This is a genomic window from Wolbachia endosymbiont (group A) of Alloplasta piceator (assembly GCF_964028505.1).
Classification (GTDB): Bacteria; Pseudomonadota; Alphaproteobacteria; order Rickettsiales; family Anaplasmataceae; genus Wolbachia; species Wolbachia pipientis.
Genome location: NZ_OZ034793.1, coordinates 1295696 through 1309234 on the forward strand (window position 1 = coordinate 1295696; position 13539 = coordinate 1309234).

General features: G+C 34.8%; 17 protein-coding genes and 3 pseudogenes. 7 read left to right on the forward strand and 13 right to left on the reverse strand.

Going from position 1 to position 13539, the window contains the following annotated elements; translation table 11 throughout:
* Positions 1–54 precede the first annotated feature (54 nt).
* A complete protein-coding gene (locus ABWU31_RS06465; protein WP_231115838.1) occupies positions 55–357 on the reverse strand; it encodes a hypothetical protein in 303 nt (100 codons plus the stop codon).
* 154 nt (positions 358–511) lie between these two features.
* On the opposite strand from ABWU31_RS06465, the gene ABWU31_RS06470 reads away from it, so the two are divergent.
* Positions 512–1523 (forward strand): IS630 family transposase gene (locus ABWU31_RS06470; RefSeq protein ID WP_353271144.1). Its coding sequence is split into 2 segments (ribosomal slippage): positions 512–973 and positions 975–1523, totalling 1011 coding nucleotides; the frame shifts between segments, so codons are not numbered across the junction.
* Between the two features lie 36 nt (positions 1524–1559).
* Here the strand turns inward: ABWU31_RS06470 and ABWU31_RS06475 are convergent.
* Positions 1560–2392 (reverse strand): IS5-like element ISWpi1 family transposase gene (locus ABWU31_RS06475; RefSeq protein WP_353271062.1). Its coding sequence is split into 2 segments (ribosomal slippage): positions 1560–2023 and positions 2023–2392, totalling 834 coding nucleotides; the frame shifts between segments, so codons are not numbered across the junction.
* Positions 2393–2517: 125 nt separating this feature from the next.
* On the opposite strand from ABWU31_RS06475, the pseudogene ABWU31_RS06480 reads away from it, so the two are divergent.
* Positions 2518–3376: pseudogene (locus tag ABWU31_RS06480) on the forward strand (IS630 family transposase).
* 28 nt (positions 3377–3404) lie between these two features.
* Here the strand turns inward: ABWU31_RS06480 and ABWU31_RS06485 are convergent.
* The 7 genes and pseudogenes from ABWU31_RS06485 to ABWU31_RS06510 all read right to left on the reverse strand — a co-directional run.
* A pseudogene (locus tag ABWU31_RS06485) lies at positions 3405–3524 on the reverse strand (transposase); the annotation flags it as partial.
* Positions 3525–3582: 58 nt separating this feature from the next.
* Positions 3583–3747, reverse strand: a complete 165-nt coding sequence (locus ABWU31_RS06490; protein WP_010082072.1) for an IS3 family transposase — start codon at positions 3745–3747, stop codon at positions 3583–3585.
* On the reverse strand, positions 3740–3901 hold the full coding sequence (locus tag ABWU31_RS06770; RefSeq protein WP_010082071.1) for a DDE-type integrase/transposase/recombinase: 162 nt from the start codon (positions 3899–3901) through the stop codon (positions 3740–3742). The genes ABWU31_RS06490 and ABWU31_RS06770 overlap by 8 nt, the downstream gene beginning before the upstream one ends.
* A gap of 3 nt (positions 3902–3904) precedes the next feature.
* Positions 3905–4087, reverse strand: coding sequence for a transposase (locus ABWU31_RS06495; protein ID WP_353271215.1), 183 nt, complete (start codon positions 4085–4087; stop codon positions 3905–3907).
* Positions 4084–5095 (reverse strand): IS630 family transposase gene (locus tag ABWU31_RS06500; RefSeq protein ID WP_353271077.1). Its coding sequence is split into 2 segments (ribosomal slippage): positions 4084–4632 and positions 4634–5095, totalling 1011 coding nucleotides; the frame shifts between segments, so codons are not numbered across the junction. The genes ABWU31_RS06495 and ABWU31_RS06500 overlap by 4 nt, the downstream gene beginning before the upstream one ends.
* 44 nt (positions 5096–5139) lie before the next feature.
* Positions 5140–5433, reverse strand: coding sequence for an IS3 family transposase (locus ABWU31_RS06505; protein WP_353271396.1), 294 nt, complete (start codon positions 5431–5433; stop codon positions 5140–5142).
* A 51-nt stretch (positions 5434–5484) separates the two neighbouring features.
* Entirely contained in the window at positions 5485–5748 is a 264-nt protein-coding gene (locus tag ABWU31_RS06510) for a transposase (protein ID WP_338482282.1), read from the reverse strand.
* A 136-nt stretch (positions 5749–5884) separates the two neighbouring features.
* Between ABWU31_RS06510 and ABWU31_RS06515 the strand changes: the two genes are divergently transcribed.
* Positions 5885–6592, forward strand: a complete 708-nt coding sequence (locus tag ABWU31_RS06515; protein WP_006279877.1) for a pyridoxine 5'-phosphate synthase — start codon at positions 5885–5887, stop codon at positions 6590–6592.
* Here the strand turns inward: ABWU31_RS06515 and ABWU31_RS06520 are convergent.
* The 3 genes from ABWU31_RS06520 to rplM all read right to left on the reverse strand — a co-directional run bounded on the left by ABWU31_RS06520 (position 6585) and on the right by rplM (position 7967).
* Entirely contained in the window at positions 6585–6896 is a 312-nt protein-coding gene (locus ABWU31_RS06520; protein ID WP_006279876.1) for an HU family DNA-binding protein, read from the reverse strand. The genes ABWU31_RS06515 and ABWU31_RS06520 overlap by 8 nt on opposite strands.
* 146 nt (positions 6897–7042) lie before the next feature.
* Positions 7043–7498 carry a 30S ribosomal protein S9 gene (gene rpsI / locus ABWU31_RS06525; protein WP_006279875.1) on the reverse strand — a complete coding sequence of 152 codons (456 nt, stop codon included), beginning with the start codon at positions 7496–7498 and terminating at the stop codon, positions 7043–7045.
* A gap of 10 nt (positions 7499–7508) precedes the next feature.
* Positions 7509–7967 (reverse strand): 50S ribosomal protein L13, encoded by a 459-nt coding sequence (gene rplM, locus ABWU31_RS06530; RefSeq protein WP_010082596.1) that lies wholly within the window; start codon positions 7965–7967, stop codon positions 7509–7511.
* A 129-nt stretch (positions 7968–8096) separates the two neighbouring features.
* Between rplM and ABWU31_RS06535 the strand changes: the two genes are divergently transcribed.
* The 3 genes from ABWU31_RS06535 (at position 8097) to ABWU31_RS06545 (ending at position 10570) form a co-directional block, all read left to right on the forward strand.
* A complete protein-coding gene (locus ABWU31_RS06535) occupies positions 8097–9320 on the forward strand; it encodes a TolC family protein (RefSeq protein WP_353271216.1) in 1224 nt (407 codons plus the stop codon).
* Between the two features lie 19 nt (positions 9321–9339).
* The gene (locus tag ABWU31_RS06540; protein ID WP_353271217.1) at positions 9340–9915 is read left to right on the forward strand and encodes a PopZ family protein; all 576 of its coding nucleotides are present in this window, start codon (positions 9340–9342) and stop codon (positions 9913–9915) included.
* 76 nt (positions 9916–9991) lie between these two features.
* On the forward strand, positions 9992–10570 hold the full coding sequence (locus ABWU31_RS06545; protein ID WP_006279871.1) for an RlmE family RNA methyltransferase: 579 nt from the start codon (positions 9992–9994) through the stop codon (positions 10568–10570).
* Positions 10571–10737: 167 nt separating this feature from the next.
* Here the strand turns inward: ABWU31_RS06545 and ABWU31_RS06550 are convergent.
* A pseudogene (locus tag ABWU31_RS06550) lies at positions 10738–12120 on the reverse strand (IS66-like element ISWen3 family transposase).
* A gap of 528 nt (positions 12121–12648) precedes the next feature.
* Here ABWU31_RS06550 and ABWU31_RS06555 point away from each other — a divergent pair.
* Positions 12649–13482, forward strand: a complete 834-nt coding sequence (locus tag ABWU31_RS06555; protein WP_353271068.1) for an IS5-like element ISWpi1 family transposase — start codon at positions 12649–12651, stop codon at positions 13480–13482.
* The last annotated feature ends 57 nt before the right edge of the window (positions 13483–13539 follow it).

Consider the following 13539-nt stretch of genomic DNA (forward strand, 5'->3'; position numbering starts at 1 on the left):
ACTAACTATACACATACACTATTGCTATATGCAACAATGTATGTATGATAATTGTTAATGCTCTGGTGATTCATGGTCACTACTTTGAAAATGTTGCGATGTGTCAACACTTTTCATATTAGAAAGAGGTGGACTAACTGCACTGCTTTTCGTTTGTGCAAAACTTTTAGCAGCTTCAACAACCTTGCTTATACGAGGTTCTTTTTCTAGCTCTTTTAGGTACTTTGAGAAGATTTCACAACTTTTGTCATCCATATGTACCATTATTTTACCAAAACTTTCAGCTTTTTCAGAAGATAAAATCATTTCGATCTTTTCATCGCCTACCCTAAAGGTCATTTTTACTTTGCCTTGCATATCATGATATTGCCAGCTTTTTATTCAGATTAGATTATCTCCTTCTCCTATTCGCAATGCACCATATTCTAATACCAATTCCCATTACAGGGCAAACAGATGGACAATGATGGAAGAAAAGCCATACTGAAGTAAGTAAAATAGCGAGGTTTAAATGGCATTAAGATCAAAATTATTGGATGAAAAAGTAGTAGAATCAGCAAAAGAAATGCTGAAGAAAGTAATGAATAATGCATATGTTTCAAAAAAACTAAATGCTGTAATTGCAGCAAAAAAGTACAGTATAACGGCTGTAGCAAAAATATATTGCATTTCAAGAAGCGCACTAACTTCGTGGGTAAAACTCTTGAAAATTGGCAGAGAAGAAAAACTGTTTGCTCCTTCACAACGTCGTAGAAAAACTAAATTAAATCAGGCTCAACTACAGCAAATTGAAGAGTGGATAGAAGAAAATCCTAATATCACCATTAAAGAAATGAGAATAAGAATCCAGGAAAAGTTCGGATTAAATATCAGCAAATCTACAGTACACCGCCATATGCAAAAGATGAAATTCTCATATATTACACCAAGACCAGTTCATAATGGACAAGATAAAAGCAAACAAGAGGAATTCAAAAAAAAATCTCAATGGAGCTATTAGCAAGTATCCAGAAAAAGAGCTATTTTTCTTTGATGAATCACGGTTTGGCACACATTCAAAAGTTGGACATGGGTGGTTTAAAAAGGGGATTAGAACACAGGTTAAAACAAAATTAGGTAGGCAAAATTTCTATCTCTATAGTGCAGTTAATCCTAGAAATGGAGAGAGTTCTAGCTTATTTGCACCAAATGTCAACACTGATTGCATGAACATATTTCTTGAGCAAATTTCGCAATATCTAGAAACACGAGAGGCTTTTCTCGTTATGGACTGTGCTAGTTGGCATAGGTCAAAAAATTTAAAGGTACCTAAAAATATCGACATTATATACCTACCTCCATACTCACCTGAGCTAAATCCTGTTGAGAGGCTTTGGTTATATATAAAACAGAACATTTTGCGCAATAAAATATACGATACAATTGCTCTACTTGAGGGTGCTTTGTGCAAATTTATTACTTCTCTTGCCAGCTCCACAATTAAACAACTCTGCAATGTTTCCTATTTGACTGGACAACAATGAGAATTGGTATCAGAGGTTGTCCGGAAACTAGTAAATTCAAGCATATTCCCTCTTTAACATAACCCTACTCATAGCTAGGTATATGAAATTCTCAGTGGATGTTGTGAGTAAATCATACTCCTTCGATAGCCTTCTATTCCTATTAACCCAAGCAAAAGTCCTTTCTACAACCCATCTTCTTGGCTGTACTTTAAACCCTTGTTCTCTTGTTGGTAGTAGCTCAGGTGGCGTATCTTTGTGCACCCAAAATCTACATGGAGGCCTTGTAACAATTTCAATATCTATGTCATATTCTTCCTTTATGTGATTCTTTGAATTTCTTCCTTGGTATCCCATGTCAGCCCACATTTTTTTAACTTTAGTATATTTTGTTCTCATATTGTTTAATGCTATTTTAATACCATCTCTATCATTTTCGTTAGCAGCGCCTACGTAACAACCTAGTATAAAACCCTGAGTGTCTGTAATTATATGCCTTTTTCTACCCTTTACTTTTTTACTTCCATCATAGCCTTTGATCCCCCCTTTTCTGTAGTCTTTACAGATTGACTATCTACTATACAGGCACTCGGCTGCTCATTCCTTCCTATTTTTCTTCTACTATATTTTGTAATTTCATAATTCATTTTCTCAAAAATTCCCTGCTTCTTCCATTGCCTGAACTGCTCATACACAGTCTTCCATAGCGGAAAATCATTTGGTAAATACCGCCATTGACACCCTGTACGCAATACATAGAAAATTGCTTCTAATATTTCTCTTTTGCTATACTTTGGCGGCCTTCCTCCTTTCTTGTATGATACTCTGAAGTGTTTTTCTATTCTTGCCCATTCCCTTTCGCTTAGATCTGTTGGATACTTTTTTCTCATCTTTACCCCGTACTAAAATTTCAGATATTATAGCCTTTTACTTGTTTCCGGACAACCTCTTATAGCTCTTTCCACAGAAGTCCGGATATGATAAGATTAAGGATAGATGGCGATAAGGAGGTTGGATGCCGGCAGCATATAGTTATGATTTAAGAAAAAAAGCAATGGAAGCACTAGACGAAGGGGAAAGCAGAGAAGCAGTGGCAGCAAGATTTAAAATTGGACGAACTACTTTGTGGGAGTGGCAGCAAAGAAAAAAAGAAACAGGCGACTTTCAGTCAAAAAAACTCGGTAATGGAGGTTACAATCAGAAAATTATCGACTGGAATAAGTTTATCGAATTTGCTAAAAAACACGGTAGAAAAACTCTGTCGGAAATGGCTAAACTTTGGGGCAACGTTAGTATCCAAACGATCCACCGAGCTCTCAGAAAAATTGGATTTACGCGCAAAAAAAGACATATGGATACAAGGAAAGGAACGAAGAAAAACGTGCTGAATTCTTAAAAATTATAGCAACAAAAGAACCAGAAAACTTAGTGTATATAGATGAGTCTGGGATTGATAACACGGAGGACTATCCATATGGGTATTGCCAGAAAGGACAGCGATTTTATGCCCTAAAATCTGGAAAAAAACTCAACGAATCAGCATGGTTGCAGCCTTAAGTAGAAGAAAGATAGTTGCTCCATTAACATTTGAAGGCCACTGTAATATGGATATTTTTAATGGATGGTTTGAGCAATTTTTGGCACCGATCTTAGAACCTGGACAAACTGTCATTCTTGATAATGCTACTTTTCATAAGTCTGATAAGCTTATCAAGCTCGCTAAAGGAGTCGGTGCAGAAATTTTGTATCTGCCGCCTTATTCTCCAGATTTTAACAAAATTGAGCATCATTGGTTTGCTATAAAAAACAGAGCCAGGAAAAACATTCCTCTATTCGAATCCTTTCGTCGTGCTGTTGATTCTGCCTTCCTATGACCTATTCGGACTATTATGAGAAATGCTATACTATCTCACACTTACTGTATTTTGGTGGCCTTCCTCCTTTCTTGTACGATACTCTGAAGTGTTTTTCTATTCTTGCCCATTCCCTTTTACTTAAATCTGTTGGATATTTTTTCCTCATCTCTTACCTCAATATTCTTTCTTTATATACTACGTATTCCTTGGTTTGTGGACAACCTCTAATAGTGACGTTGTTTGTTATAAAAAATTTCTATGTATTCAAATATTGCAGTTCTAGTTTGTTGAGCAGAGTGTTGTGAAGTATCAATAAGTATTTCTCTTTTCAATGAGCTAAAGAAGCTTTCTGCAACAGAATTGTCGTAACAACAGCCTTTATTACTCATCTATATTCTTTACAGCTAAGAGATATTGATACCCTTGCGCAGTATATTGTGAACCTTGGTCACTGTGCAGCAGTAGATTTTTAACAGGTTTACGCCTATTAATGGCCATTAATAAAGAGTTCATAACCAATTGTTTATTTATTGCACTACTCATTAACTACCATACGTGAGAATTATTGCTGCCAAATATAGCCATCCCTCCTTGGTTTTGATGTAAGTAATCCCATACTTTATTTGGTTGATCAACAATAAAGTTTTGATCTAGTATATTGGGAGCTACAGCTCTATTATCTGTTTGTTGTTTTTTAATTTTAAACTTTCTTCTCATACCAATTCTCATTGTTGTCCAGTCAAATAGGAAACATTGCAGAGTTGTTTAATTGTGGAGCTGGCAAGAGAAGTAATAAATTTGCACAAAGCACCCTCAAGTAGAGCAATTGTATCGTATATTTTATTGCGCAAAATGTTCTGTTTTATACATAACCAAAGCCTCTCAACAGGATTTAGCTCAGGTGAGTATGGAGGTAGGTATATAATGTCGATATTTTTAGGTACCTTTAAATTTTTTGACCTATGCCAACTAGCACAGTCCATAACGAGAAAAGCCTCTCGTGTTTCTAGATATTGCGAAATTTGCTCAAGAAATATGTTCATGCAATCAGTGTTGACATTTGGTGCAAATAAGCTAGAACTCTCTCCATTTCTAGGATTAACTGCACTATAGAGATAGAAATTTTGCCTACCTAATTTTGTTTTAACCTGTGTTCTAATCCCCTTTTTAAACCACCCATGTCCAACTTTTGAATGTGTGCCAAACCGTGATTCATCAAAGAAAAATAGCTCTTTTTCTGGATACTTGCTAATAGCTCCATTGAGATTTTTTTTTGAATTCCTCTTGTTTGCTTTTATCTTGTCCATTATGAACTGGTCTTGGTGTAATATATGAGAATTTCATCTTTTGCATATGGCGGTGTACTGTAGATTTGCTGATATTTAATCCGAACTTTTCCTGGATTCTTATTCTCATTTCTTTAATGGTGATATTAGGATTTTCTTCTATCCACTCTTCAATTTGCTGTAGTTGAGCCTGATTTAATTTAGTTTTTCTACGACGTTGTGAAGGAGCAAACAGTTTTTCTTCTCTGCCAATTTTCAAGAGTTTTACCCACGAAGTTAGTGCGCTTCTTGAAATGCAATATATTTTTGCTACAGCCGTTATACTGTACTTTTTTGCTGCAATTACAGCATTTAGTTTTTTTGAAACATATGCATTATTCCTTACTTTCTTCAGCATTTCTTTTGCTGATTCTACTACTTTTTCATCCAATAATTTTGATCTTAATGCCATTTAAACCTCGCTATTTTACTTACTTCAGTATGGCTTTTCTTCCATCATTGTCCATCTGTTTGCCCTGTAATGGGAATTGGTATCAGTATAGCCCTGATGTCATTTTTCTGCATAATACTTTGCACCGTTTTCAAATTGCAACTTTTACCCAAAGCCTTCAATTCAGCATGAATTTTAGGAGCTCCATATCTACATTTAGAAACTTGATATATTTTTTGAATAGCTTCGAGTAGCTCTTTATTTGCTGATTCTCTACTGCTTATTTTTCTTGTGGTCCACTTATAGTAGCCACTAGCAGAAAATCCTACATAATTCCTGTACTTTATAGCAGTTACTATGCTCTTTTATAAAAAAATATTTTACTCTTTTTGACTGGCCAGGGCTTTTTTTTAAATGTCTCTTTCCCTTGTTACTCTTGCTAACTCTCTTTGTAAATCAAACCTCTCTTTGTTGTAAGGAGCCATGTTACCTCTACCTGGAAATGCATTTGCCGCTGACTTTTTTTCGTTATATTTCTTCATCCATTTTCCTAATACACTATCTCTTATTCCTAGATCTCTTGCTACTTTTGCAACTGGTTGACCTACCTTTCTTTGTTCATTTGCCAGCTTAACAGCTTCCAATTTGAATTCTGCCGTATATTCTCTTACCATTTCTAATCCTCCAAAATTTTATTTTACCCAAAAAAACTCTTTTCTTTCTCTCCACTTTTTCTGGATAAGGTCAAACAATGACTATGCAAAAAACCTAATAACATGTATAATCTATAAATAATTTCTGAGGTAGATTGTGAAACTAGGTGTTAATATCGATCACGTTGCAACCCTCCGCAACGCACGCGGAACTTCTTATCCAGATCCATTGAAAGCAGCAGAAATAGCCATTGACGCTGGAGCAGACTTTATTACTGTACACTTACGAGAAGATAGAAGGCATATTAGAGATGAAGACGTATTTAACCTAAAAAAAAGCATTAGCACTGAGCTAAATCTTGAAATTGCAGCCACGGAAGAAATGCTTGAAATAGCAAAAAAGGTAAAACCCTATTCGATTAGTATAGTACCAGAAAAAAGAGAAGAATTAACAACCGAAGGTGGCCTGGATATCGTGAATATGCACAGTAAACTTTCTAGTATAATAGAGGAAATGCATAGCTCTAGCATAAAAGTCTCACTGTTTATCGATCCAAATATTGATCAACTAAAATATCTTGAAAAGCTAGGGACAAAACCTGACATAATAGAAATTCACACAGGGGATTACTGTGATAATCCATCAGAAAAAAAGTTACAGTTAATTACTAATGCTGCAGAGTACGTCAATAAATTAGGAATAGAATGCCACGCAGGACATGGCATAACTTATAAACACGCTAAGAAGATGACAAGAATACCTCACATCTCAGCTCTTAACATAGGCCACTATTTAATTAGCGAAGCTGTATTTTACGGCTTACACAGCGTAGTAAAAACAATGAAAATGACAATGTCTAACTAACTGCTGCTTTTTCCTTCTCATTTAAAATACTTAAAAGAGTTTGGCTTGCTTTAAATTTTACCCTTGTCTTTTTAGGAACAGTCATGATCTCACCACTTTGGGGGTTACGACATTGTTTTTCCTGACTGATAGCAGTAGAAAATGTTCCTATTCCATGCAAACGTATTTCACCTTTCCCATGCAGCTCATTCTTTATTATTTTAATAAACGCATCATGAATCTTGCTCAAATCAGATTTTGTTATATCTATATTCTGACTAGAACAATCTTCCTTTAATTGTTTTATTATATCTTCTTTACTCATAAATTACCTTAATATTGAAAAAATCACATAAATAGCATATTATGTTGACACCGATAGTCAACTAAATTCATCACAAAAATAGAGGATATCATACATTTTTGCAAATATTTGTATAATACTTACAAAAAAACACCCCTATAAAATAACTATCTCTTAGAAAATTGACACTTTTTCCGAGCTTTATGTTGACCATATTTCTTACGTTCAACAACACGTGAATCTCTAGTTAAGAACTCACCATTACGTAGTATAGAATGCAAATCTTGGCTTACACTACTTAAAGCTCTGCTTATTCCATGAGCTAGAGCACCTGCTTGACCAGATAGCCCTCCACCTTTTACAGTTGCAAATACATCGTATTTATCCAATGTGGAAGTTGCAACAAATGGCATTTTTACTATTTGGCACACTGACTCTCTTTTAAAATAAGAAATTAGATCGCCTTTTTTGTTAACACTAAATTTTCCACTCCCCGGCTTTATCCATACTCTTGCTACAGATTCTTTTCTTCGGCCTGTAGCATATAAACGACCAAGCGAATCAACTGCTGATTTAATTGTCTTTTCTGACCAATCATTGTTATTTATTGTAGAACTCTTCATTTTTACTCCATTACTTTTTATTTTTACGATTCAAAGAGGCAAAATCTATCTTTTCAGGTTGCTGTCCTTGATGCTTATGCTCTGAACCAGAATAAACATACAAATTTTCAAAGCGTCTACGTGCCATAGGCCCATCATCAAGCATCCTTTTCACTGCCATTTCTATTACACGCTCAGGAAATTTGCCATTTAAAATATTATCTGGAGTAGTTTTCTTCAAACCACCAGAATAACCTGTATGCTTATAGTAAATTTTATCTTTAAGCTTCTTTCCGGTGAAATGCACCTTTTCTGCGTTGATAATAATTACATTATCGCCACAATCCATATGAGGTGTATACTCAGGTTTATGCTTTCCACGTAATAGTGTCGCTACAAATGCTGCAAGCCTCCCTACCACTAACCCTTCTGCATCTATGACAAACCACTTTTTATTGATTTGTTTCTCCTTTAAGAAAAAAGTCTTCATTATTTGATCCAACAATAGTAAGCTATGATATACTTAATTTCTCAATAGTGTCAACAATATTAGTTATTGATTATTAAAGTAATTTATGTTAGTAATTGAGCTGCGCAACCAATATGCATAGGAATTAGAATGTTTCGATTGATTATCACACTTGCGATCATTTTTAATACTATAAGTTGCTATGCAACCGATGTGGGAGAAGTGATAAGCAAAGCCATCAAAAATAGCTCAAAAATAAAGTCTCAATTTTACCAATATAAAAGCGCAGAAAAACACTATAAATCTTCTGGGTTAGCTGGATTTTTACCTGACATTAATTTGCAATACAATTTCGATAGTAACTTTAATCTTGATACATCTGAAAAAAAACTTACATTGCGCCAGAAATTAATCGATGGCGGTGGTACCTTTGCCACATTCAGTCGATCAAGCCATCTTCTCAAAGCAGAAAAGATGCGATTTCAGCAATTAAAACAAGAGCTTGCACTTAATGCTGTGAAAGCATATGTTAATGTTTTACAAAAGACAGAAATATTAAAGCTCAGAGAACATAAAGAACGCGTTTCTTTGGAACATTTGTCAGCTATGAAAAAACGCTTTTCCCTTGGAGAGGTAACCAATGCTGAAGTTTTGTTAGCAAAAGCAAAATTTTCGTCTTCTATATCCGAAAGAGTTGATGCTGAAGGTAAATTAAAGTTGGTAAATATTGCTTATTATCATTTGATTGGCGAAGATGCTGATGACCTTTCTGAAGCTAATGATAAACTACCTTCTGTTCCAGAGCTAAATGAATGTTTACAGTTAGCAAAAACCAATAATTTATCTCTAAAAGCAGCAGTTTATCAAAAAAGAGCAGCCGGAATGGAAGTGATTGCTGGAAGCTCCAAGTGGCTTCCTTCTTTAAATCTAAGTGCAAGCAAAAATTTTGGGGAGGATGGTATGAAGGTAGACAAACTATTAGAAAATGTTCATGTAGTTTTTACTCTTGATGTTCCGATCTTTAAGAGAGGAGTTAATGCTTTTGGTGTCAGTAAAGCTAAAATGGATGCAAAAAAATCTACCTACGATTATTATGAAACGGTAAAAAATATAGAACAAGCAGTTGTAAATGCTTGGAATAATGTGTTGACAGCAAAGGCCATTATCAAAGCAAGTCAAGAAGCGGAAAAAGCAGCAGCTCTAGCATTGGAAGGAGTTGAGCAAGAAGTAAACTTAAATTTAAAGAGTACATCTGACCTTTTGGACACTGAAGATGCATTATTTAAAGCACGTTCAGACTTAGTTGAAGCAAAAAGCAATTATGTGATTAGTGTTTACAACTTGCTTTTTATGATAAATAGTATAGACCTCTAAATTTAATGGTATTAGCACTATGCATGATGAACAAGGCAATCAATCTGTAAAAGATATCCTAGAAGATATAAAAAAAGCTATATCGGGTAAAAACGCGAGTAACGATAAAGCAGAAATAAAGGATGAAAATGATGATGTGCTATACCTTGAGGAAGAGTATCCAGAAGAAATAGAAGAAGATGGCAAAAAAGAAAATAATGAAAAAGAGGACATTGATAATGATGACCAAAGTGAGGAAATGGCTTGCAACAATAACCAATTTAATGGCCATAGCTACAATTCAGAAGAAAAAAAAGATATTTATTTGTACGATAATATCCAAATGAGTAATAACAAAGCGAGTAATAGCGGCTTACAAGCGCAAAATAACGATCATCTAATTTTAAAAGAGAATATGGAAGAGATCAAAGCGTTGCTTGGAAAAATGCAAAACGAATTACAGCATAAACAACAAAAAAAAGCGAACCTTACTGTTGAAGAATTAGTTACATCTCTTTTAAAACCTCAGCTCTCAGAATGGCTGAATAAATATCTACATGCACTGGCAAAAGAAGTAGTTGAAAAAGAGCTTAAAGATATAATCAATAATAAGTAGGGTATTAGCAATAAAAACTAGAGTAAAGACGGCTAGAGGCAGAAAACTATCTTCAACAAGGTGGCTACATCGTCATTTGAATGATCAGTATGTGCAAAAAACTAGCAAGGATGGTTATAGGTCACGCTCAGCATATAAGCTGGTAGAAATGGATAACAAATTTAAATTATTCCAAGAAGGGCAAAAAATTATTGATCTTGGTGCTTCTCCTGGTGGATGGTCACAAGTTGCATCTCAGAAAGATGCAAATGTAGTTGCTCTTGACGTAAAACCAATGAATGCAATTAATGGAGTAGAGTTTATACAATGCGATATTATCAATGAGCTTGAAATTTTAAGAGAAAAATTCAAAGATCAAAAATTTGATGTAATTTTATCTGATATGGCCCCCGAATCTTGTGGTTTAAAATCGTTGGATCATATCAGAATTATGCTTTTATGCGAAGCAGCGCTCAATTTTGCAAAGCATTTCTTGAGTCATGGTGGCACGTTTGTAGTAAAAATTTTCCAAGGAGAATCTGATAAAGATTTTTGTAACGAGCTAAAAAAAATGTTTAAAACAGTAAAATACTTTAAACCAAAGTCAAGTAGATCTGAATCTACAGAAATGTATTTGGTAAGTTTAGGCTTTATTGGCAGCAAACCTTCTATATAATATTAATCCAGGTAGTCCGCAGAAACAAAAAACTTACTTGACAAACTCCGCCAGCGCCCTTATCATGAAACTGAAGCTATTTATTTATCTTCTCTGTACAGATTAAATGACAAAAAAACTCACGTATCTGGCGTCCCATGTTTAATGTATCCGTTCAGGAGAGTGGTTTAAGAAACAATAGATAGGAGATTTTGGAAAGGATTGAGACCCCTTTGTTTCCAAGTTAAGTATAATGAAATTATCCGCTCAAGGAATGTATTTCCCCGCTTTGATTGTGTAAAATATGAGTTTTTGCGATAAACGACATAATGCCGAATTTGCCGTTCAGCGTGGTTATTTGTCAGCGGAATATTTTCTGGGTCATCTAAAAATTTCCACATCATTCTTTCAGATCTCAGAACATTTTTTGCAACTCGAGAGGCTCCAATTGCTTCAGGTAAACGAGATATCTCCTTCAAGTAATACTTTGTACGTTTTCTTAATTTTCTGGCACGTCTGACAAACCTCAAAACATCTATCTCACTTTTTAGTAAAGCTTTTTTTAGTGCAAATAATTCAGTGGCCACGTTTCTCAAGTAACAACCCAGAACTTTAACTTCAATATTCCAACTATGTGCTAATCTTTCAAAATCTCTTGATAAATGTGCCCAACAGATTTGCCTGTTTTTATCGGCAAAATAATTCTATGCTGCATACCTGTCAGTTATTACCAAGCTATTGCGATTGCAGAATTTACTATTTTGTAAAACTTTCATTCCTCTTGACTCTGTAAATTTTACAAAACTTGCCGTATTGCTTGCAAACATCCAACACCAAGCGAGTTTACCTTTGTTATAATGGCTCGTTTCATCAATATGTAGAACTTTACTCCTACTTATCTCTTGTTCGATCTGCTCATACATTTTTTTGCATTTTGAAGCAACTCTATGTTCACTATTTGATATGCTACCGACGCTTATGTTCAAATTGAAGATATCATTTACGACACTCGCTATTTCGCGTTTTGAATTTTTGTAGAATCCGCTGAACGCTGCAATTATTGACTTAACCCTTGGACCAAATGTATCTGGCGTAACACCTTCCGGTAACTTGCTACTTCTTCTCTTTCCGCATCTCCGACAACGGCCATGTTCTAACTGATATTCCACTACATAAGGCTTGATTTCTGGAAGATCAACTTTCTGATGAATATATGGTTTTTCACATATTGCAATTTCTCCTCCGCATTCGCAAGTATTAGGCAACTCTATCTTTACTACTTTATCTGCATCCATGTTGGCGCGAAAACTTCCTTTATGACCAACCTGACCGCCAATATTCCTTTCGCTTTTCGGCTTATTCTTTTTTATTTTATACAACTCTTTGGAACTTGGTATTGATGAATTTTTTGAGCTTAAACCGAGTCTTTCTCTTAACTCAGCATTTTCTATCTTTAAAGCCTTATTTTCTGCTTTTAAACTTTCATTCTCTTTTTCCAATCTTTCTATTTTTGCTTCTAACCTTTCTATTTTTTGCTGTAAATTTTTGCAAAGTTCTAAAAGGTTTACCATATTATTTCACTTTTGCTCTATGATTATCTTTTTAGATCACCTTGTCTACCTTATTCTGCCACTCCGCTGAACGGATACTGTTTAATTTTTTGCACTATGTGCACCTTATGTCTTTATAAAATTCTAGGTTTTTACCTAATATAAGCTGAAATGCGCTATTTAAAACATCAAAAAACGCCGATTTAAAAAATGGATAGTGAATAACTAGCTACCCTAGGGTTTCTTTTGCCTTTTTTTCTGTTTAGTAAATTTCTTAATGTTTATAATTTAGATTAGTTGCGGCTTAAAAGCAACTAAATCGCGGTTATTAAGCGTTTAGAATAAAAAAACGCCATACTTGAAAGTATAATGTAAGTAATTAGCCAACCACGAGGCTTCTTTTGCCTTTTTTTTCGTTTGGTAAATTCCTTAATGTTTATAGCTAAACGACAACCGTCATCCCGCTACTTGTTAGCGGGATCTATGTTAAGAGGTTGTCCGGAAACAAGTAAAAGGCTATAATATCTGAAATTTTAGTACGGGGTAAAGATGAGAAAAAAGTATCCAACAGATCTAAGCGAAAGGGAATGGGCAAGAATAGAAAAACACTTCAGAGTATCATACAAGAAAGGAGGAAGGCCGCCAAAGTATAGCAAAAGAGAAATATTAGAAGCAATTTTCTATGTATTGCGTACAGGGTGTCAATGGCGGTATTTACCAAATGATTTTCCGCTATGGAAGACTGTGTATGAGCAGTTCAGGCAATGGAAGAAGCAGGGAATTTTTGAGAAAATGAATTATGAAATTACAAAATATAGTAGAAGAAAAATAGGAAGGAATGAGCAGCCGAGTGCCTGTATAGTAGATAGTCAATCTGTAAAGACTACAGAAAAGGGGGGATCAAAGGCTATGATGGAAGTAAAAAAAGTAAAGGGTAGAAAAAGGCATATAATTACAGACACTCAGGGTTTTATACTAGGTTGTTACGTAGGCGCTGCTAACGAAAATGATAGAGATGGTATTAAAATAGCATTAAACAATATGAGAACAAAATATACTAAAGTTAAAAAAATGTGGGCTGACATGGGATACCAAGGAAGAAATTCAAAGAATCACATAAAGGAAGAATATGACATAGATATTGAAATTGTTACAAGGCCTCCATGTAGATTTTGGGTGCACAAAGATACGCCACCTGAGCTACTACCAACAAGAGAACAAGGGTTTAAAGTACAGCCAAGAAGATGGGTTGTAGAAAGGACTTTTGCTTGGGTTAATAGGAATAGAAGGCTATCGAAGGAGTATGATTTACTCACAACATCCACTGAGAATTTCATATACCTAGCTATGAGTAGGGTTATGTTAAAGAGGGAATATGCTTGAATTTACTAGTTTCCGGACAACCTCTAAGGTATGACGGTTAAGTAACTCGTCATCCCG

Coding starts and splice junctions, on each gene's coding strand:
- ABWU31_RS06465 (WP_231115838.1), bottom strand. CDS start 357: ATGCAAGGCAAAGTAAAAATGACCTTTAGGGTAGGCGATGAAAAGATC.
- ABWU31_RS06535 (WP_353271216.1), top strand. CDS start 8,097: ATGTTTCGATTGATTATCACACTTGCGATCATTTTTAATACTATAAGT.
- ABWU31_RS06555 (WP_353271068.1), top strand. CDS start 12,649: ATGAGAAAAAAGTATCCAACAGATCTAAGCGAAAGGGAATGGGCAAGA.
- rpsI (WP_006279875.1), bottom strand. CDS start 7,498: ATGAAGAGTTCTACAATAAATAACAATGATTGGTCAGAAAAGACAATT.
- ABWU31_RS06770 (WP_010082071.1), bottom strand. CDS start 3,901: ATGAGTAGTGCAATAAATAAACAATTGGTTATGAACTCTTTATTAATG.
- rplM (WP_010082596.1), bottom strand. CDS start 7,967: ATGAAGACTTTTTTCTTAAAGGAGAAACAAATCAATAAAAAGTGGTTT.
- ABWU31_RS06540 (WP_353271217.1), top strand. CDS start 9,340: ATGCATGATGAACAAGGCAATCAATCTGTAAAAGATATCCTAGAAGAT.
- ABWU31_RS06520 (WP_006279876.1), bottom strand. CDS start 6,896: ATGAGTAAAGAAGATATAATAAAACAATTAAAGGAAGATTGTTCTAGT.
- ABWU31_RS06495 (WP_353271215.1), bottom strand. CDS start 4,087: ATGAGAATTGGTATGAGAAGAAAGTTTAAAATTAAAAAACAACAAACA.
- ABWU31_RS06490 (WP_010082072.1), bottom strand. CDS start 3,747: ATGAGTAATAAAGGCTGTTGTTACGACAATTCTGTTGCAGAAAGCTTC.
- ABWU31_RS06510 (WP_338482282.1), bottom strand. CDS start 5,748: ATGGTAAGAGAATATACGGCAGAATTCAAATTGGAAGCTGTTAAGCTG.